21 protein-coding genes and 1 pseudogene are annotated in these 16,552 nt (G+C 66.2%); 6 read left to right on the plus strand and 16 right to left on the minus strand.

What is annotated here, in order from left to right; all coding sequences use genetic code 11:
- Positions 1-58 precede the first annotated feature (58 nt).
- The gene (locus C6A86_RS22315; RefSeq protein ID WP_311100869.1) at positions 59-1,555 is read right to left on the minus strand and encodes a cellulase family glycosylhydrolase; all 1,497 of its coding nucleotides are present in this window, start codon (positions 1,553-1,555) and stop codon (positions 59-61) included.
- Positions 1,556-1,715: 160 nt separating this feature from the next.
- Between C6A86_RS22315 and C6A86_RS22320 the strand changes: the two genes are divergently transcribed.
- From C6A86_RS22320 to C6A86_RS22330, 3 genes are read left to right on the plus strand one after another with little or no spacing between them, the layout of a single operon-like run.
- Positions 1,716-2,582 carry an LLM class F420-dependent oxidoreductase gene (locus C6A86_RS22320; protein ID WP_105365059.1) on the plus strand — a complete coding sequence of 289 codons (867 nt, stop codon included), beginning with the start codon at positions 1,716-1,718 and terminating at the stop codon, positions 2,580-2,582.
- A gap of 43 nt (positions 2,583-2,625) precedes the next feature.
- Entirely contained in the window at positions 2,626-3,768 is a 1,143-nt protein-coding gene (locus C6A86_RS22325) for an acyltransferase (RefSeq protein ID WP_199196331.1), read from the plus strand.
- The gene (locus tag C6A86_RS22330; RefSeq protein WP_105365058.1) at positions 3,765-4,535 is read left to right on the plus strand and encodes a DUF427 domain-containing protein; all 771 of its coding nucleotides are present in this window, start codon (positions 3,765-3,767) and stop codon (positions 4,533-4,535) included. The genes C6A86_RS22325 and C6A86_RS22330 overlap by 4 nt, the downstream gene beginning before the upstream one ends.
- Here the strand turns inward: C6A86_RS22330 and C6A86_RS22335 are convergent.
- The 3 genes from C6A86_RS22335 to C6A86_RS22345 are packed head-to-tail and all read right to left on the minus strand — an operon-like array spanning position 4,532 to position 5,912.
- A complete protein-coding gene (locus C6A86_RS22335; protein ID WP_105365057.1) occupies positions 4,532-4,903 on the minus strand; it encodes a DUF1622 domain-containing protein in 372 nt (123 codons plus the stop codon). The genes C6A86_RS22330 and C6A86_RS22335 overlap by 4 nt on opposite strands.
- Positions 4,904-4,926: 23 nt before the next feature.
- A complete protein-coding gene (locus C6A86_RS22340; protein ID WP_105365071.1) occupies positions 4,927-5,574 on the minus strand; it encodes a cation transporter in 648 nt (215 codons plus the stop codon).
- Positions 5,574-5,912 carry a helix-turn-helix transcriptional regulator gene (locus tag C6A86_RS22345; protein ID WP_105365070.1) on the minus strand — a complete coding sequence of 113 codons (339 nt, stop codon included), beginning with the start codon at positions 5,910-5,912 and terminating at the stop codon, positions 5,574-5,576. The genes C6A86_RS22340 and C6A86_RS22345 overlap by 1 nt, the downstream gene beginning before the upstream one ends.
- An 88-nt stretch (positions 5,913-6,000) precedes the next feature.
- Here C6A86_RS22345 and C6A86_RS22350 point away from each other — a divergent pair, with 88 nt between their 5' ends.
- Complete coding sequence (locus C6A86_RS22350; protein WP_105365056.1) at positions 6,001-6,360, plus strand: hypothetical protein; 360 nt, start codon at positions 6,001-6,003, stop codon at positions 6,358-6,360.
- 184 nt (positions 6,361-6,544) lie between these two features.
- Here C6A86_RS22350 and C6A86_RS22355 read toward each other — a convergent pair whose 3' ends face one another.
- From C6A86_RS22355 to C6A86_RS22370, 4 genes and pseudogenes are all read right to left on the minus strand, one after another.
- A complete protein-coding gene (locus tag C6A86_RS22355) occupies positions 6,545-6,874 on the minus strand; it encodes a nuclear transport factor 2 family protein (protein ID WP_105365055.1) in 330 nt (109 codons plus the stop codon).
- Between the two features lie 89 nt (positions 6,875-6,963).
- Positions 6,964-7,251 (minus strand): annotated as a pseudogene (locus C6A86_RS22360) (hypothetical protein); the annotation flags it as partial.
- A 213-nt stretch (positions 7,252-7,464) separates the two neighbouring features.
- Positions 7,465-8,703 (minus strand): low temperature requirement protein A, encoded by a 1,239-nt coding sequence (locus tag C6A86_RS22365; protein WP_311100870.1) that lies wholly within the window; start codon positions 8,701-8,703, stop codon positions 7,465-7,467.
- 78 nt (positions 8,704-8,781) lie between these two features.
- Positions 8,782-9,555 carry an SDR family oxidoreductase gene (locus C6A86_RS22370; protein ID WP_105365054.1) on the minus strand — a complete coding sequence of 258 codons (774 nt, stop codon included), beginning with the start codon at positions 9,553-9,555 and terminating at the stop codon, positions 8,782-8,784.
- A 104-nt stretch (positions 9,556-9,659) separates the two neighbouring features.
- Here C6A86_RS22370 and C6A86_RS22375 point away from each other — a divergent pair, with 104 nt between their 5' ends.
- Positions 9,660-10,514: an AraC family transcriptional regulator gene (locus tag C6A86_RS22375; protein WP_105365053.1), complete on the plus strand. Its 855-nt coding sequence runs from the start codon at positions 9,660-9,662 to the stop codon at positions 10,512-10,514.
- Positions 10,515-10,671: 157 nt separating this feature from the next.
- Here the strand turns inward: C6A86_RS22375 and C6A86_RS22380 are convergent, their stop codons facing one another.
- The 8 genes from C6A86_RS22380 to C6A86_RS22415 all read right to left on the minus strand — a co-directional run bounded on the left by C6A86_RS22380 (position 10,672) and on the right by C6A86_RS22415 (position 14,332).
- Positions 10,672-10,896 carry an anti-sigma factor gene (locus tag C6A86_RS22380; protein ID WP_105365068.1) on the minus strand — a complete coding sequence of 75 codons (225 nt, stop codon included), beginning with the start codon at positions 10,894-10,896 and terminating at the stop codon, positions 10,672-10,674.
- A 14-nt stretch (positions 10,897-10,910) separates the two neighbouring features.
- On the minus strand, positions 10,911-11,546 hold the full coding sequence (locus tag C6A86_RS22385; protein ID WP_105365067.1) for an RNA polymerase sigma factor: 636 nt from the start codon (positions 11,544-11,546) through the stop codon (positions 10,911-10,913).
- Positions 11,547-11,565: 19 nt separating this feature from the next.
- Entirely contained in the window at positions 11,566-12,072 is a 507-nt protein-coding gene (locus C6A86_RS22390) for a YkgB family protein (protein WP_105365052.1), read from the minus strand.
- Positions 12,073-12,136: 64 nt separating this feature from the next.
- Positions 12,137-12,526, minus strand: coding sequence for a hypothetical protein (locus tag C6A86_RS22395; RefSeq protein ID WP_199196329.1), 390 nt, complete (start codon positions 12,524-12,526; stop codon positions 12,137-12,139).
- Complete coding sequence (locus C6A86_RS22400; RefSeq protein ID WP_233213149.1) at positions 12,523-13,275, minus strand: hypothetical protein; 753 nt, start codon at positions 13,273-13,275, stop codon at positions 12,523-12,525. Before C6A86_RS22400 ends, C6A86_RS22395 begins: the two co-directional genes overlap by 4 nt.
- Before the next feature lie 49 nt (positions 13,276-13,324).
- Entirely contained in the window at positions 13,325-13,651 is a 327-nt protein-coding gene (locus C6A86_RS22405; protein WP_105365051.1) for a hypothetical protein, read from the minus strand.
- A 157-nt stretch (positions 13,652-13,808) separates the two neighbouring features.
- Positions 13,809-14,024 carry a hypothetical protein gene (locus C6A86_RS22410; protein WP_142407045.1) on the minus strand — a complete coding sequence of 72 codons (216 nt, stop codon included), beginning with the start codon at positions 14,022-14,024 and terminating at the stop codon, positions 13,809-13,811.
- A 44-nt stretch (positions 14,025-14,068) separates the two neighbouring features.
- Positions 14,069-14,332, minus strand: coding sequence for a hypothetical protein (locus tag C6A86_RS22415; protein WP_105365049.1), 264 nt, complete (start codon positions 14,330-14,332; stop codon positions 14,069-14,071).
- A gap of 317 nt (positions 14,333-14,649) precedes the next feature.
- Here C6A86_RS22415 and C6A86_RS22420 point away from each other — a divergent pair, with 317 nt between their 5' ends.
- Complete coding sequence (locus C6A86_RS22420) at positions 14,650-16,545, plus strand: Ig-like domain-containing protein (RefSeq protein WP_105365048.1); 1,896 nt, start codon at positions 14,650-14,652, stop codon at positions 16,543-16,545.
- Positions 16,546-16,552: the final 7 nt, after the last annotated feature.

Genomic DNA, 16,552 nt, shown 5'->3' on the forward strand with positions numbered 1-16,552 from the left:
CCCGGACACCAGGAAACCCGCCGGAGCCCGAGTGGTCCCGGCGTCGCTGACGACCGGGCTACTGGGAGCGGTACACCTTGACGCCCACGAACGGCCGCCAGGTCATGACTCCGCGCTGGAACATCACCCTGGTGGCGCCGTTGACCCATTTCTCCGAGGACGTCGCCAACCCCAGCTCCGGCACCCATTTCTTGGCGAACTCCACACTTGCGGTGTGTAGGCCGGTCTCCGGCGAGTACCAGACCCGGAACGGCTGCCAGCCACCGAAATCCTGATAGCCGTCTCTGAACGTCGTCTTCGGCAGGATCTTCTTCTTACGCACCAGATCGGCAACCGGCGTCGGGGACGCCACGATCGTGCCCGGCGAAATCTCCCACAGCGTGCCGAGGGTGCGCAGCTGCGTCGGCACCTTGAAGGGGCCGGTGTAGACCGGGCTGAGCACCTCCCCGAAGCTGGGATCGGTGAAGGCGGCGAACCGCTGATAGTTCACACCGACTCCGGGTGGGGACGCCACGACCTGCTGTGCGGCCTTGGGCACCCAGTCCGACCGGTAGAGACCGAACCGGTCATCATCGGAGCGGCTGGAGCTGTTGAGATCCCTTGTCGTGTAGAGCATCAGCGGACCGGCGTACGGAAGTTCCTGCCAAGTGCTGATCATGTCGGAGATGAAGGCCGCCTGCGTCGCCTCGTTCACCCGGTTGGTGGGAGCACCGTATTCGGACACCCAGATCTTCTTGGGACCGTCACCCTGGTCCAGCATCACCCTGCGCATCCGGACCAGTTGATCCAACGGGGAATCCGCCTGCAGCATGCCTTGGGAGAATTTCATGGTGTAGCTGTACGGGTGATAGGACAACGCGTCGAAGAACGGTTGCGCACCCGCGGCGTACATGCGGGTCAGAAACGTGACCGGGTCAATCGTCCACGAGCCCCAGCTCTTTCCGGACCCCAGCACCCCGCCGACGACAATGGCGGCCGGATCGACGGCTTTGATCCGCGGATAGGCGGCCTTCAACAGATCGGTGTATCCGGACGGATCCGGTGCCGGGTGATATCCGAATACACCATTGGGTTCGTTCCATATCTCGTATGCCGCAATTTTGCCCTTGTACCGCTCCGCGACTTTCGCGGTGAATTTCCCGTACTGGTCCGGCGAGGCGGGACGGCCGTGCGGCGGGAGCGCGTTCCACGCCTTGGCCCACCACGGGCTGGAGGTGATCGCACAGATGATGGAGATGTTTGCCGCCGCCGCCGCAGCGACAACCCGGTCGGACTTCGACCAGTCGTAGCGGCCTTGGAGCGCCTCGACGCCGGCCCACGGAATGCCGATGCGCACGGTGCGGATATTGTTCTGCACCCAGCGCTGCACCGTGGCGGCGACTTCGGCGTCGTTGTAGAAGAAGACCTGGGAGTCAGCGAAGCCGAGTGTGGTGGCTGTATTGCTGAGGACGGCGACGTTGTCGGTGAACACCTGACGGTGCCGTTGCGAGGTCGGAGTGGAGATCAGAGCGACGACGCAGAGTCCGGAGACAATGGCGGCCAGCGCCGCGCGCATTAATTTGCGGCGTTGGAATATTCTTCCGCCGCGCACCGTACTCACATTCACCCGACCCTTCTCAAATATGACATTATTTCTAACGGAAGCGCCGACCGAAGCACCGCACCCAATTCGGCGTGTCGAAAACCCCCGGTCACGGTCCGGATACGGTGTAGATATGCGGATCGGTGTGGTTTTTCCCCAGACAGAACTGGGCGGCGATGCCGGTGCGGTGCGCGCCTACGGCCAACGGGTCGAGGAGTTGGGCTTCAGCCACATCCTCGCCTACGACCATGTGGTCGGCGCCGACCCGCACGTGCACGCCGACTGGTCCGGGCCCTATGACGTGCACACCACGTTCCACGAGCCGCTGGTGATGTTCGGCTACCTGGCTGCGGTCACCACGACGGTCGAACTGGTCACCGGGGTGATCATCCTTCCCCAGCGCCAGACCGCACTGGTCGCCAAGCAGGCCGCCGAGGTCGACCTGCTCAGCGCCGGCCGCCTGCGGCTCGGCATCGGAATCGGCTGGAACGCCGTGGAATACGAGGCGCTCGGTGAAGACTTCGGCAACCGTGGTCGGCGCTCGGAGGAACAGATAGCCGTGCTGCGCCGGCTGTGGACCGAACCATCGGTGACGGTGGACGGCCGCTATCACCGCATCACCGGCGCGGGCCTGGCACCGTTGCCGGTGCAACGACCGATCCCGGTCTGGATCGGCTCGGCGTCCGACGCGGGCTACCGGCGCGCGGGCCGAGTGGCCGATGGCTGGTTCCCGATGATGTCACCCGGGCCGGGGCTCGACCACGCCCGCGCGGTGCTCGCCGAGGCCGCCGAGGGCGCGGGCCGCGATCCATCCGCGATCGGCATGGAGGGCCGCGTCGCGTGGCGCGGCGACGATGATGCGACGCGGCGCGAGATCGTCGCCTGGGCGCAGGCCGGCGCCTCACATCTGTCCATCAACACCATGGGCGCGGGGCTCGCCACCGTCGACGCCCATCTCGATGTGCTCTCCCGGTTGTCCGCGGCGTTGCCGGCGTCATGAACCCTGCCGACGACGCGGGCGTCGGCCGTACGCTGGACGGGTAATGCGTGCGACAGGCGATTCGCCGGTGACCGACCGCGCCGCCATGAATCGGGTGGCATCGCTGACCGGGTTGCGCGCACTGGCCGCCCTGCTGATCGTCGCCACCCACGCCGCCTTCGGGACCGGCCACCTCGACGACGGTTATCTCGGCCAGCTCTATGCGCGCCTGGAAGTCGGCGTCCCGATCTTCTTCGTGTTGTCGGGCTACCTGTTGTTCCGGCCCTGGGTGCTGGCCACCGCGCAGGGAACACCCGACCCCTCGGTGCGCCGCTACGCCCGTCGGCGGGTGCGTCGCATCGCACCGGCGTATGTCATCACGGTGCTCATCGCCTTCGCGATCTATGAGTTCCGCTCCGCCGGGCCCAACCCCGGCCACAGCTGGCTCGGACTGCTCAAGCACCTCACGCTGACCCAGATCTACCCCCCGCTCTACTACGCCGAGATGCACCAGGGGCTGACCCAGATGTGGAGCCTGGCAGTCGAAGTCGCCTTTTATGCGGCGCTGCCACTGCTGGCCGGGCTGTTGCTGACAGTGTTGTGCCGCAGAGCGTGGCGACCGGGTCTGTTGCTGGCAGGTCTGGCCGTACTGGGCGCCGTGACGCCGGTGTGGCTGCTGCTGCCGACCATCACCGACGTGCTGCCGCCGTCGGCGACCATCTGGCTGCCCGCGCACCTCATCTACTTCGTGGGCGGCATGGCGCTGGTGGTGCTGCAGGTGCTCGGCACGCGCTGTCGCGCCTATCTCGCGGTACCGATAGCGGTGGCCGCGCTGCTGGTGGTGGCACTACCGATCGCCGGTGACGTCACCGTGATCGAAGTCGAACCCTGGCAGCGGGTACTCAGGACGATCCTCTACGCGGTGGTCGCCGTCGGGCTGCTGGCGCCGCTGGTGCTGGATCCGGGAAGTGGCTACGCACGACTGCTCAGTGCCCGCCCGGTGGTGTGGCTGGGGGAGATCTCGTACGAGATCTTCCTGTTGCACGTGATCGCGATGGAGTTCGCGATGGCCGAGGTGCTGCGCTGGCCCACGTTCACCGGATCGATGCCGGGACTGTTCCTGGTGACCACGGCGATGACGGTGCCGGCGGCCTGGTTGTTGCACCGCTGGACGCGGGCGCCGATCGCAGGAAGGAACCAGAGATGAACACACCGGAACGGGACTATCCGCAGCCTGCCACCGAGCGCGGGCGGGTCGAGCCCTGCCCCCGGCGGGTCCGCGGCTACGCCGGCGGGGAGCTGGTCTTCGACACTCTCGGCGCGCGCTATGTGTGGGAGATCCCTTATTACCCGCACTATTACGTGCCGGTCGGGGATGTGAGCACGCAGGTGCTCGTCGATGACCAGCACTCCCAGCGCGCCCAGTTCGGGGCGTTCCGGACGCATTCGCTGCATGCCGGTGGCCAGGTGCACACGGCGGCGGCCCGTGTGTTCGACGAGGGTGACGGGCTGGTGCCCGGGCTGGTGCGCTTCGAATGGGACAGCGTGGAATGGTTCGAGGAGGACGAGCGGATATACGGCCATCCCCGCAGCCCGTACGCGCGCCTGGACGCCCTGCGCTCGCACCGTCACGTCCGGGTGGAACTCGATGGTGCTGTGCTGGCCGAGACCCGAAGCCCGGTCCTGCTCTTCGAAACCGGCCTGCCGACAAGGTATTACATCGATCCCACCGACGTCTCGATGCAGTATCTGCAACCCAGCCGGACACAGACCACCTGCCCGTACAAGGGCGTCACCTCGGCCTACTGGTCGGTGCACGTGGGCGACGCGGTCCACGCGGACCTCGCGTGGATGTACCAGTATCCGCTCGGCGCGGTCGCCAGGATCGCCGGGCTGGTCGCGTTCTACAACGAGAAGGTGGACATCGTGGTCGACGGTGTGCGGTTACCGCGCCCCGTCACCCACATGAGCTAATCCCGTTGCGGGACAACATCATCTGCCGGCTTGACCTTCTGCTGCCACGGCCACCGGCCGCTGATCTCCACCTCGAGGGAGAAGCTGAGGAAGGTCCGGATCAACACGATCCCGGCCAGCACCGACACGCTCTGCCAGGTGGGTGTCAGCGCGACCGTGCGGATGATGTCGGCGGCCACCAGGAATTCCAGGCCGAGCAGAATGGAGCGACCCAGCTGCTCCCGGAAGAACCGGTAGGCATCGCCGGAGCGGCCCAGCATCTTGCGGACCGTCACGACGCCGGCGATGATCGCACCCAGCGCGATCACCGCCACCCCGATCCCATCGATCACCTTGCCGACCGTTTCGATGACCTCGTAGAAGCTCATGGCGCAACGTTAAGGCCACCGACTCAGTCGCAGCACCGGGTCTCGGGAATCGGCGCACAGCAGGTGTCGCCACGCCACGCGTCACGGCCCTCCTTGACCGCGAAGGCGGCAATCATCAGGGCAGCCACCGGATCCGCCCACGACCAACCGAACGCACTGTTGAGCACCAAACCGAGCAGGAGCACACCCGACAGATAGGTGCACAACAGCGTCTGCTTGGAATCGGCCACCGCCGAAAGAGAACCCAGTTCACGGCCGGCGCGGCGCTGCGCCCACGACAGCACCGGCATGACGGCCAGGCTCACTGCCGCAAGCGCGATGCCGACGGTGGTGTGCCGCGCCTCCTGCCCTCCGAGCAGCGAGCGCACCGCGTCGACCGCCACGAAGCTCGCCAGACCGAAGAACGAGAAGGCGATGAGCCGCAGCGCGGTCCGCTCCCGGGCCTCGGGGTCTCGGCCGGAGAACTGCCACGCGACGGCGGCCGCCGAGGACACCTCGATCACGGAGTCCAGCCCGAAACCGATGAGCGCACTGGAGGAGACCCGCGCACCCTCGGTCAGCGCCACGACCGCTTCGATCACGTTGTAGCCGATCGTCGCCGCGACGAACCAGCGGATCCGCCTCGCCAACACCGCCCGGCGTCCCGGCGCGAGGACGCGCTCCCGGCCCATCAGCAGCACCCGCACCCGGTGCCGTCCACCCCGGCGCAGCAGCAGTTCGGGTCGACGGCGAGCACCAGGCCCATCAGATCGGTGAGTGCATCGCCGATACGACTGTCGGCCAATTCATAGCGGGTGCGCCGCCCCTCCGGTACGGCGACCACCAGCCCGCAGCCACGCAGACAGGCCAGGTGGTTGGACAGGATCTGACGCGACACCCCCAGCCGCTCCGCGAGCTCCGAGGGGTAGCCGGGCGCCTCGTTCAGGGTGAGCAGTATCTGGGCGCGGGTGGAGTCGGAGAGCGCATGGCCGAATCGGGCCAGGGCGTCGGTATGCACGAGAGTTCGCATCCCGGAATAGTACATCGCTTTCTGTACTATTGCGATGCTGTCTCGGTACCACCGGACACGGACCTGCGTTCACGGTTACCGTGGAGCGATGATCGTCACCGGCGCCCTGCTCGCCGAATCCGCCTCGGTCGTCGACAACAAACTCAACGTGCAGGGCGGGGTCATCACGTCGTGCCAGGCGGGACCGCAACGCCTCGTCGAGCCGGTCCTGGTGGTGCTGATCCAGCCCGAGCCATCCGATCAGTCCGCGACGATCGACGTCCGCTTCACCGATCCGGTCGGCGGGGCGCTCGACGTGCAGTTCGACGCCCCCGAGTCCAGCCTGGGCGGTGAGATCGGATTCGTGTTCTACCCGCTGAAACTGCCCGTGCCCGTGAACGGTCGCTACCTGCTGGCGGTGACCGGCCGTGGCGGTTTCGTCAGTCTGCCGCTCACCGTGACGGACTGAACCCCGGCGACAGGGCGCAGCATGTCTTCGTAGCGCGCGACCGCGACGGCGCAGTCGGGACTGTGGACCTATCGAGGAGTGTGAGAAAGACCCCTGCAGAGCCTCGACTGAATCGGCCCGCAGCGGTGAGCCTGTCCCGGCCGGGGAAGCCGGGGTGCGGCCGTCGCCGCCGTCAGATCGAATGTCAGGCAGTGATCTGCATTTCTGCGACCTTGTCGTCGGCCACCCGGAATGCGAAGGTGCTGGGGCCGTTGAAGCCGTTGCCGCCGACCTCCGCGATGACGGTGACTTCGGTGTCCGCGGTGGAGTAGAAGTGAATCACCTTCAGCCTCACCTCTTTTCCGATGAACTCGGCATCACTCCAACTCCGGATGTCCTGGGCTCCGTGGAACTTTCGCCCCCAGTCGTCGACGACACTCAGGTGTGGGGTGAAGGCGGCGAGGAAGGCGTCGGTGTCGCCGAGGTTGACGGCGTCGATAAGGGCGCGTACTTCCGGGCGCAGCGGGGAGGCCATGGTCGTTCCTCGTGGGGTTGTCGGTGTGTCGTACTGGCTCACAGGGTCTTTTGAGGCATCGCCGAATCGCGCGTCGACGTCGTGTGCGGTCACGGAGACTCCATGTCCTGACCGATGTCCTGACCGGGTTCGGGGATATCGTCGCCCGGGCCGCCTGCGTCACCCTGTTCGGGGTCGGGGCCTGCGCCGTAATCGGGGTTGGTGCAGATCGTTCCTTCGCACGGCACATAGGACCCGTCCCCGTTGGGGTTGGGGATGGCGTCAGGACCAACATAGGTTCCCACCGGGCAGCCGGGGTCTTCATTCTGTGCGCAGTATTGCGGCGAAAGGTCGTTGCCGGTAGACCCGTCGGCTCCGTTCACGCCGGGCACCGCCGGGCCTACCGATATGCCCGGGGTGGGGCTCGGCGGCGGCGCTGGTGCTGTAACCGGGGCTCTGCTCGTTGAGATGACTGTGGTGGGTGTCGGCTCCGGCATCTGGCTGCAGGCGGTGGCCAGGGCGCAGATGCCGACGATATACACAACGGCAATGCGGCTTTTCACGATTTCTCCTGTTCGGCGGCCTCGATGGGTGCACGGCGGACTTGATGCTCAGGTGTGGGGCCGGTAGAGGGTCGTACCGGCCCCTGGTGACTGCTTTCGGGTGCCCGGGCCGGTGGGACTGCGGTGCTGGCGTCGCATCAGCGTCTGCGCCACGGCAACGGTGGCAAGGACGGCCAGGGTTAGGCCGGCGATCATCAAGCGGTCGGTAAGTGGCGCGAGGACGGCGAGTGCCGCGAGGGCAACCAGGCCGCCGACATGGCTGTACGCGATCTGCTGGTAGACAACGTGGTGGTAGGTCAGACTGCCCAGCAGGTAGATCGCGGGCCCGCCGACCAGGACTACGGTGGCCTGCACCGTCATTTCGGCGGCCGGGTCGGCCAAGACGAGTGCGTTGGCCACGGCGCACACGATGATGCCGCCGACCAGCACGACGTGGGTGTAGTGGAACTTGGCGCCGATGCGACCGGGATCGTCGGATCGGGTGATGAGAGCACTGCCGTCGGCGCTGCTGGTACCGAAGTAGATCCACCACGCCGCGACCACGCCGCCGAACGCCACCGCGGCCGCAATGACGATCGGGGCGCTCCACTGCGGCTGGTCAGAGAGCTGCGCGCCGGTGCTCAGGATCGTTTCACCGAATGCGACGATGACGAATAGCCGGCAGCGCTCCGCCAGATGGCCGCCGTCGATGGTCCACTCCCGAGTCGACGATCGCCCCAGCAAGGGAAAAGCGAAGCCGATCATCGGGGCCAGGTACTCCACCAATACCGCCGCGCCCCAGAGTGATAGCCGAACCCAGTCTTCGGTGAATGCGCCGCCCACCCACAGGGCGGCCGATACCAGTAGCCAGGCCAGCATGCGGGTGAAGTTCGGGGACAGCTCGTGATCTCGGCCCACCGTGAGCAGAACGAACGCCGTCCGCCCGACCTGCAACGAGACGAAGGCCCCAGCAAAGATCACCGCGCGATGATCGAAGGCGTGCGGGATCGCCGCCGCCATCACGAGCACGACACCCATCAGGGCGAACAGCATGGAACGGATCGCCGGTGTATCGGGATCGAACCAGTTCGTCACCCAGCACGTGTACTGCCAACCCAGCCACACCGCGAACCACAGCACCACCGTGTGCAGCGCATTGAGCGCCGAAAGATCATGCAACAAAGCATGACTGAGTTGAATGACGGCGAAGACGTAGACCAGGTCGAAGAACAACTCGACCACGCTGACCTCGGCGCGCTCACCTCTATCACGCAAAGACTCAGTACCGCGCCGCGCCATCATCACCATCCCCCTCGTGATGCTGATGACACACGACCCGGCCGGCACACCGCTTCATCGGTCGCAATACACGTGCTGGGGTCATCGCTAACGGGTGGTGTAGCCGCCGTTGGCAAGAATGGTCTGGCCGGTGATCCACCATCCATCGCTGACGAGGAAACGAACCAGCGGCACAATATCTTTCGGGTCGGTCAACCCGGTATCGGTGAACTTCGACAGGTCGGCGGCGTTCTGGTTGTACTCCGCGGACTCCTTGGACTCTTGGCCGTAGAAGAACGGTGTCTCCATCGGCCCGGGTGCCACCGCGGTGACCGAGATTCCCCTCGCCCCGAACTCCTTGGCCGCCGCGCGGGTGAAGTGCTCCACTGGCGCCTTGGATCCCGCGTAGATCGAATACAGGCCGGTGTAGGCCGACAGCAACGAGGTCACCAGCGTGACCAACTTCCCGCGCTCCGAGAGATGCACGCCGGCCTGCTGGATGAAGAACAGTGCGGTCTTGGCGTTGATCGCGAAGATCCTGTCGTAATCCTCTTCGGTGATCTCGGCGATGGGCTTCTTGATCACCATCCCGGTCGTGTTGATGGCGATGTCGATCGAACCCATCGCACCGATAGCGTCTGCAAACAACGTCTTCACCGCTGCGGCACTGGTCAGATCGGCTTGCAACAGATGTGCGGTGGCGCCGGCCTCTTCGATCGCGGCGGCAGTTTCCTCGGCGGCCGCGCGAGTGGATTCACTGTTGTAATGCACCGCAACAGCTCGCGCGCCGTGTGCTGCAAGGTCTCGAGAGATCAATCCACCGAGGTTCTTCGCCCCGCCGGCTACGAGGATGTTTTTGCTGGTGATGGTGTTATCGGACATTGAAGCTCCTCTTTTGATTTGCGGTCGGCACGATATCGTGGCGCAATTGCTGGATACCTTCGAAGAATCAGCGACTTTCAAAAAAGCGCGCAGCAGGGGGCCGGATGCAGGTATGGGACGGACAACGCGAACGCAGCGCGCGCGATGTCGTCGCCGCACGAGGCCTGCAGCTGCAGGGCCTGGACCTCCGCTTCGTGGCCGAAGAGGTGAGCACTCCCACCGATTGGTGCTTCCAAGAGCCCCATCACGTGTTCGTGATCCACCGACGCGGTGATCTCAACTCCCTGGAAATCGAGTTCCAGAACGGCCCATCAGGGCGTGCACTTCCCCGCGTCGGCGATGTATGGGTCATCCCCGCCGAGCATCGCTACGCCGCCCTCGCTCAGGGCGCAATGGTCGGATTCTGTGAAATCACCGTGCCTGTATCTGTATTCGGCGACCGTGGCTTGACCCCCCGAGTGGGTTATCAAGACACACTGCTGCACCGACTCGTCGAGCGACTCGCCGGTCAAATCCACCAAGACGGAGCCGCAGCTACGCTGTTTCGCCAGTCATTGGCGCAGACGCTCCAACTTCACATCGCTGATCACTACCCCGCCCAGCCAAGACCTGCCTACCGCCCGCAGCGCGGTCGTGGTCTCGATCGACGTGACCAGCAGATCGTCATCGACTACCTGCACTCGGAACTCGACAACCGCATCGATCTCGACGCGCTGGCCGCCACTGTGGGCATGACCGCCACCAATTTCCTGCCCGCCTTCTCGGCGGCCTTCGGGACCACCCCGCACCAGTACCTGATCGAGCAACGCATCGAGCGGGCCAAAATGCTGCTGTCTGCGACGCAGGACAGCGTCACCGATATCAGCGCGACCCTCGGCTTCTCCTCCCCGAGCCACTTCGCCACCACCTTCAAACAGCGCATCGGTGTCACCCCGACCGCGTATCGAACGCATGGCTGACCGCCGCTCTGCGCGGGACCTGAAACCCGCCGCCAAGCCGACGGCGACAATCGGGCCTCCGGTGTCGGCTCACGAGTTGTTCTGACAGACGCAACGTCGTCAGCCGTTGCACCAAACGCCCTCGGTGATGCCGCCGCCCGTTCCTTTCACCTGCGCGTCACCGCCAGTCACGGAACGCGGTCAACAGCCGATCCCGAAACGCCGGGTCGAGTTCGTCGCCGCGTACCTTGCCGAGCGTGTCCACGGTCGTCCGCAGCTGCTGCAGATAATGGTCGCAGCCGTCGCACCCGGCCACGTGGACATCGAAACGCGCCCTGGTGTCCAGGTCCAGCGCACCGTCGAGGTAGGCGGTCACCAGCTCGACCAACTCGTTGCAGTTCATCGGTTCCGTATCGCTCACGCCGACTCCTTCAGATAGTCTTCGAGCGCCTGCCGGACCGCGGCGCGACCACGATGCAACAACACGCGCTGGTTGGCGGCGCTGATCTCCAGCAGCGCACTCACCTCCGCGGACTCCATCCCCAGCACATCGCGCATGGTCACCACTTCTCGTTGCCGCGCAGGCAGTTTGTCCAATTCGCGGCGGGTCACCGCAATCAGCTCGTCACGCAGGACCGAGCCCTCAGGGGTGTCCGGAAAAGGCACCGGCGCCCGACGCTCCTTCCAGTGCCCGGCCCACTCCTGGCCCGCCTCACGGAACCGAGCCGGATCGACCGTGCCCCCGGTGAAGGCCAGCACCTGCACCTCGGCATCCCGACGCTCCCGCCCGCCACGCGTCTTCGCGATGTTCACCATGACGGTGAACAGCCATGTGCGCAAGGATGATCGGCCCTCGAACCGGTCGAGGCCCTTCAGCAGCGCGATCCAGGTCTCCTGCACGACCTCTTCGGCGATCTCATGGTTGGGCACATAACCGGCCGCCACCCGCAGCATCGACGGCGTATGCCGCTCCACCAACGCGGCGAAAGCCGCCTCGTGGCCGCGACGTAGCGCGTCGACGAGGGCGGCCTCGCCTGGTGCCGAGACTGTCATCTCGGCATCATCGTAGGACTCAACGCAGGCCTGCGTGCCCGGTTCGCCGACGTGCCGCGGCCAGCGCATCGGCCAGGGTCCACAACGAGATGCCGATCAGAGCAACATCTTTGATCAGGAACTGCCCTGTCGACGACAACACCGGGAACCCACCCGCCGAGGCCTCCCCGACACCCGGTGTGGTGAACAGGAAGCTCAGGGTGGCGGCGAACAGGCCGATTGCCACCACGCTGCCGATCGCCGAGAGCCGCGGCAGCCAGGGCTTGACCGCGAGCAACGCGGCGGTCGCCAGTTCCAGAACACCGAGCATCGATGAGAACGCGGTCACCGAGAAAATGTCGTACACCCAGCTCATCAACGGGCTGTTGGCGACCAACGGTTCGATGCCGTAGGCCTCATAAGAGGTGAATTTCAGCGCACCGATCCAGCCCAGCACGACCACCAGTCCGTACCGTGCGGCGTTGCCGCCGATATCGGCGAGGGCCGACTCGGCGCGGATGAATCGTGCGTCCTGCGTGACGGTCATGTCCGACTCCCTTGCGATCCGTTGAACGGTTACGCACAGGGAGTGTGGTCTCGGTGGCGAAGCGTTACAGAGCGCGATCCGTCCCGGTGATCTGGTCTGCGTCGCGCTGCCCACCGACGAGCTCGACACTGTCCCCGACGTCGACGGTGACGACATCCTCGTGCGGTGGTTCGAAGAACGGGAGCTCGAGCAGACCCCGGAAGTCTGCGGTGTCGACGAAGGTGTGTGCGCGGGCGAACAACGGCTGCACGTCGAACACCCGTACCCGGAGTTTCTCCCTGCCGAGTCTGCCGAGTTCCCTGCCCGATTCGGGATCGGTGATCACCTGACCGGCACCGGACTGGACGGCGAAGATCATGCCCACGGCAAGCCCGGATTCTGCTCCCCGGTTGATGACGAGCGTGTAGTCGTCCTCGATCAGTGCGACCTGCCCGGTGATCGGCTGCGAATTCACGAAGCCGCCAGGGAATTGCTCTCTGACATCGCCGTTTTCGCGCCATGCCCGGCCTGAATACGGGGCCGCAGGCGGTAGGCGTCGACCTGGACGGGCGCATCGTCGCGGTCGGCGTCGTCCTGTTCGGTGCCCAACGCGAGTTCGACGGCCGTCTTCGCCTGAAAGAGTGCGATGACCGCCTGCTGGTGCCGTTCGGAGCCCAGCGAGTTGAGCGCGAGCGTCAGCTTCCTGTCCACGTAGACAACCGAGCGGGACAGATCGGACTCGAGGGCCGCCGGCGCGACGGGGCTGCGGTTGAACCAGCGGTGCCCGAGGGCGCCGAGAGCGATCGCGCAGACCGGAACGACCACGACGCTGCAGATCATCCCGAGCGTGCCGGCCGCGGCGATCGACCCGACGATGCCCAGCAGCATGAGGACGGCCAGGACGCCCAACAACCGCAGGGTGGCCGGCACCGATTCGACGGCACGCCAGATCGCGGCGATGGCACGGGCGGCGTAGCGCGCGAGACCTGCGACAGCCCTGGCGACTGCCGATGTGGTCCGGACCGAGGCCTTGGCGGCGGCGCGGCCGAACTCGTCGACCTGCCGGCGGTTCACCGGGGCCTTGGGCATCGACCACGCACGCTGCTGGGCCGCGGGCCGCTCGGGAGCAGGGCCCGCGGCCTCAGCAGCGGTCGGGGCGTCCGATTGCGGGTCCGCAGACTCGGCCGGAGAGTTCACATTGATCACATCTGCATCAGCAACCACACCCGCATCATCCCCCGCCGAGGGCTGGATCGGCCCGTGACGCGCCGCCTCAGAGACGAATCCACTGGCCGAGGAACCAGAATCCCCAGCCGTCGCCGTTGCCCGCGCGCACCGGGTCCACCCGCTGCCCGTTGTGCATGAACGGCTGGTGGTCATTGCGGGCCTGGTCGATGTTTCGCCCCTGCCAGTTGTTGTTCTGCGGCCCGTTGTTCTGCGGCCCGTTGTTCTGCGGGCCGGGAGCGCACGCCTGCGCGTTCGGCTGCCCACACGGGCGGCCCGGGTCAGCGCCGGCGGTCCCGAGGCCGACGCCGAGCAGGCCGGCAAGGGCGATACCACCGGCCAGGATCGGGGCGGCAGTCCGGCGAGCGAGAGACATGGGGGCTCCATTCATTCCTGTGCGTTCACGCGGCACCTCACCGCCACACGACAAGGACGATATGGCCGTCGATTGGGTCGCCGCTGTGGCGAGGTTAGGCGCCCGCTGTGCATCCGATAACAGAACGAAATACGTTCGGCAACAGAACTATTGATCGCTACCGAGCGTCGGTATCTGGCACCGGCGGGGGAAGGATCCCGGGGCCGGCCGGCGGGTTCAGCACGGGCGGTTGCAGCGGAGGCGGCGGGGCGCAGTCGACGCCGGCCAGTTCACACCATCGCGCTTCCACGTCACGGGTGAAGTTCTCATCGGCGCAGCCGGCCGTGGACAACACGATGACCAGACCCATCGCCGCCATCGCAAAAGTCCGCACAGCCGATCCCCCTCGTACCCCGCCGAGCCGCCCCGCGCCGATGGTTACACGCCCGCGGCGATCTGCGGGAACCTGCGGTTGATCCCGTCGATCATGCCGTGCAGCTGATACAGCTCCTTGCGCAGTTGCGCGGTGTTCACGCGGTGTGGACGGGCGGGTGCGCCGGCGGGCCTGCGCGCGACCCGGGCCTCCTCGTCCTCGATCTTGCGTGAGGTGTCCTCGACCTGTTCCCAGAGCGCCCCGAGCAGCAGCCTCGCCTGTGCGATGTTCGCGGTCTCGTCGGTGCTGTTCTCGGCCATCGTGGTCATCGTGACACCCCGGGCCTGCGGGCGCCAACCACGCTGAGGATCGTCTTAGACTCGGCGCGGTGGCGCTCGGCAGGATCGATGGTCACGCCTGCAGTGCGGCGCTGTTCACCGTGATCTTGTTACCGGCACTTCTGTTGACATCCCCATCGCGCCGTTCCGCGCTGAAGCACACGTTCGAGCGCCCCATAGGCGATAAGGTCTGCCCATATTGACGAGGGGGACATATCGTGGCGGCGACACAGCGGACCCGTTCAGGGCGGCACCAACGACAGGCTCGCCGCCGATCGGAGGGCCTACCGGTACGGCACTGGCTGGCGGTGGGTGCCGCCTCGGCAGGGCTGACCGCAACGCTGTGGGGACTGTCGCTGGCCGGTCCCGAAATGGCGGTGGCCGCTGCCGACGACGGCGTCTCGTCCAGTTCCGGTAGCGCCGGCGGCGCCAACGAATCCGGTACAGATCGCGGCGGTGCCACCACCGGATCCCACACTGCCGGCCCGGCCGACGCTGCCGCGGACGACGGCCGGTCAGCCACCACCCGGCCGAACCCTGCAGGCAGTGGTCCAGACACGGATAAGGACGACGAGCAGGACCGCGATACCGAGACAGCGGAATCCGCAGACCCCGACGATGACGAGGCCCCGGCCTCAACAGCCGAGGACGCCGACGCCACGCCCGAAATCGTGTCGCGCGCATCTGCGACCTCGGCTGCACCGGCGCCGGCGCGGTCCTCGGCCAGATCGGCCGACCGGTCCGATGCGGCCGGCGTCGAGCAGAAAGTCGCCACTGCGGCAAGCGATCCGGCTGTCGAACCGCCTGAAGCAGCGGCCGCCCCCGTCGTCACCGCCGCACCGGTCGAAGCCGAAACGCCCTCCAGCGATGTCGAGATACTGACCCCGGCACAGTCGGTGGTCGTCTCACTCGACCGACCCAGCTTCGGCCGGCAGTTGGTGGCCAGCCAGATATCGGCGCTGATGGGTACCGGCAGAACCCTGATCTCGATACTGCCGGTGGCCGATCCGTTCAAGAGCTGGCTCTACGGATCGCTCAGCGGCACCCGCCGCACGCTGTTCAACCAGGCGCCGTGGCTCAGCCCCACCCAGATCACCGCGGAGGGCGACCTTCCGATCGTCGGAACGCTGGGTGCGGTGGACCTCGAGGGCGACCGGATCCGCTTTGCGATCGTCACCGGGCCCGTCTCGGGAACCGTTGTCATCGACGATGACGGAACATTCACCTACACACCGAATCCCGGTTTCACCGGCGTCGACAACTTCATGGTCTCCGCGACCGACCTCGGCACCCACATCAACCTGCTCGACCCGTTCCGCAGCGCCGGCACCCGCGCCGCACTGTTGGTCAACCAGAGCGCGGTCACGTTTGTCTTCAACTACACCACCGGGTCGCAGTACTGGAGTCCCGAAGCGCGCAGCGCCCTGCAGCGGGCCGCCACCAACCTGATGGGCCAGTTCATCGTGTCGACACCGGTGGTCGTCACCTACGACATCACCGGAGAGAACTCGTCGGGTACCAACACGTTGGCGTCGGTGGACAGTCCACTCATCGGGTCGGGAGCCGGTTTCTTCCCCACCGTGGTGCAGCACAAGCTGCTCACCGGCGTCGATGCCAACGGAGTGGCGCCCGACGGCGAGATCAATTGGAACTTCTCCTACCCCTGGGCTTTTGGTGACTTCGTATCGGGCCAGCAATATGACTTCACCACCGTCGCGATGCACGAGCTCCTACATTCGTTCGGGTTCATGTCCTACGTGCAGCCGTCCACGACGGCGACGCAACGAACATGGACTCTCTACGACAGCTTCCTGCAGAACTCCGGCGGCGCCGATCTGATCGGTGCCGACTTCCGGTTCGACCCGTCCCTGGTGGCCGCACTGACGGGCACCGGCGGCGGGGTGTACTTCGGCGGCGTCGGTGCCGTGGATGCCTACGGCACGCTGGTTCCGCTGTACGCACCGGCGTCGTGGGTCGCGGGCAGTTCGATATCGCATCTGGATGGCACGGTGTTCACCGGTTCGGACCGACAGTTGATGAACCCACAGGTGCCGGCCGGCCCCGGGGTGCGCACCTTGAGCGATGTGGAACGCGCCATCATGCAGGACCTCGGATACACCCTCGCACCCATGGACGTGACGTCGACTCTCGCGCTCGTCGGGTTCGTGTTCCTGCGCCGCGGGCGTGCGAAATCAGTGTGCTGAGCGTCTC

It is taken from the genome of Mycobacterium sp. ITM-2016-00316 (assembly GCF_002968335.2).
Lineage (GTDB): Bacteria > Actinomycetota > Actinomycetes > Mycobacteriales > Mycobacteriaceae > Mycobacterium.

Bases quoted from the DNA above. Each gene is read 5' to 3' on its own strand.
- C6A86_RS22370 (WP_105365054.1), bottom strand. From the start codon at position 9,555: ATGTCCGATAACACCATCACCAGCAAAAACATCCTCGTAGCCGGCGGG.
- C6A86_RS22330 (WP_105365058.1), top strand. From the start codon at position 3,765: ATGAACACACCGGAACGGGACTATCCGCAGCCTGCCACCGAGCGCGGG.
- C6A86_RS22315 (WP_311100869.1), bottom strand. From the start codon at position 1,555: ATGCGCGCGGCGCTGGCCGCCATTGTCTCCGGACTCTGCGTCGTCGCT.
- C6A86_RS22380 (WP_105365068.1), bottom strand. From the start codon at position 10,896: ATGAACTGCAACGAGTTGGTCGAGCTGGTGACCGCCTACCTCGACGGT.
- C6A86_RS22335 (WP_105365057.1), bottom strand. From the start codon at position 4,903: ATGAGCTTCTACGAGGTCATCGAAACGGTCGGCAAGGTGATCGATGGG.
- C6A86_RS22355 (WP_105365055.1), bottom strand. From the start codon at position 6,874: ATGGCCTCCCCGCTGCGCCCGGAAGTACGCGCCCTTATCGACGCCGTC.
- C6A86_RS22390 (WP_105365052.1), bottom strand. From the start codon at position 12,072: ATGACCGTCACGCAGGACGCACGATTCATCCGCGCCGAGTCGGCCCTC.
- C6A86_RS22340 (WP_105365071.1), bottom strand. From the start codon at position 5,574: ATGGGCCGGGAGCGCGTCCTCGCGCCGGGACGCCGGGCGGTGTTGGCG.
- C6A86_RS22375 (WP_105365053.1), top strand. From the start codon at position 9,660: ATGCAGGTATGGGACGGACAACGCGAACGCAGCGCGCGCGATGTCGTC.
- C6A86_RS22350 (WP_105365056.1), top strand. From the start codon at position 6,001: ATGATCGTCACCGGCGCCCTGCTCGCCGAATCCGCCTCGGTCGTCGAC.
- C6A86_RS22385 (WP_105365067.1), bottom strand. From the start codon at position 11,546: ATGACAGTCTCGGCACCAGGCGAGGCCGCCCTCGTCGACGCGCTACGT.
- C6A86_RS22325 (WP_199196331.1), top strand. From the start codon at position 2,626: ATGCGTGCGACAGGCGATTCGCCGGTGACCGACCGCGCCGCCATGAAT.
- C6A86_RS22415 (WP_105365049.1), bottom strand. From the start codon at position 14,332: ATGACCACGATGGCCGAGAACAGCACCGACGAGACCGCGAACATCGCA.
- C6A86_RS22320 (WP_105365059.1), top strand. From the start codon at position 1,716: ATGCGGATCGGTGTGGTTTTTCCCCAGACAGAACTGGGCGGCGATGCC.
- C6A86_RS22345 (WP_105365070.1), bottom strand. From the start codon at position 5,912: ATGCGAACTCTCGTGCATACCGACGCCCTGGCCCGATTCGGCCATGCG.
- C6A86_RS22405 (WP_105365051.1), bottom strand. From the start codon at position 13,651: ATGTCTCTCGCTCGCCGGACTGCCGCCCCGATCCTGGCCGGTGGTATC.
- C6A86_RS22365 (WP_311100870.1), bottom strand. From the start codon at position 8,703: ATGGTGATGATGGCGCGGCGCGGTACTGAGTCTTTGCGTGATAGAGGT.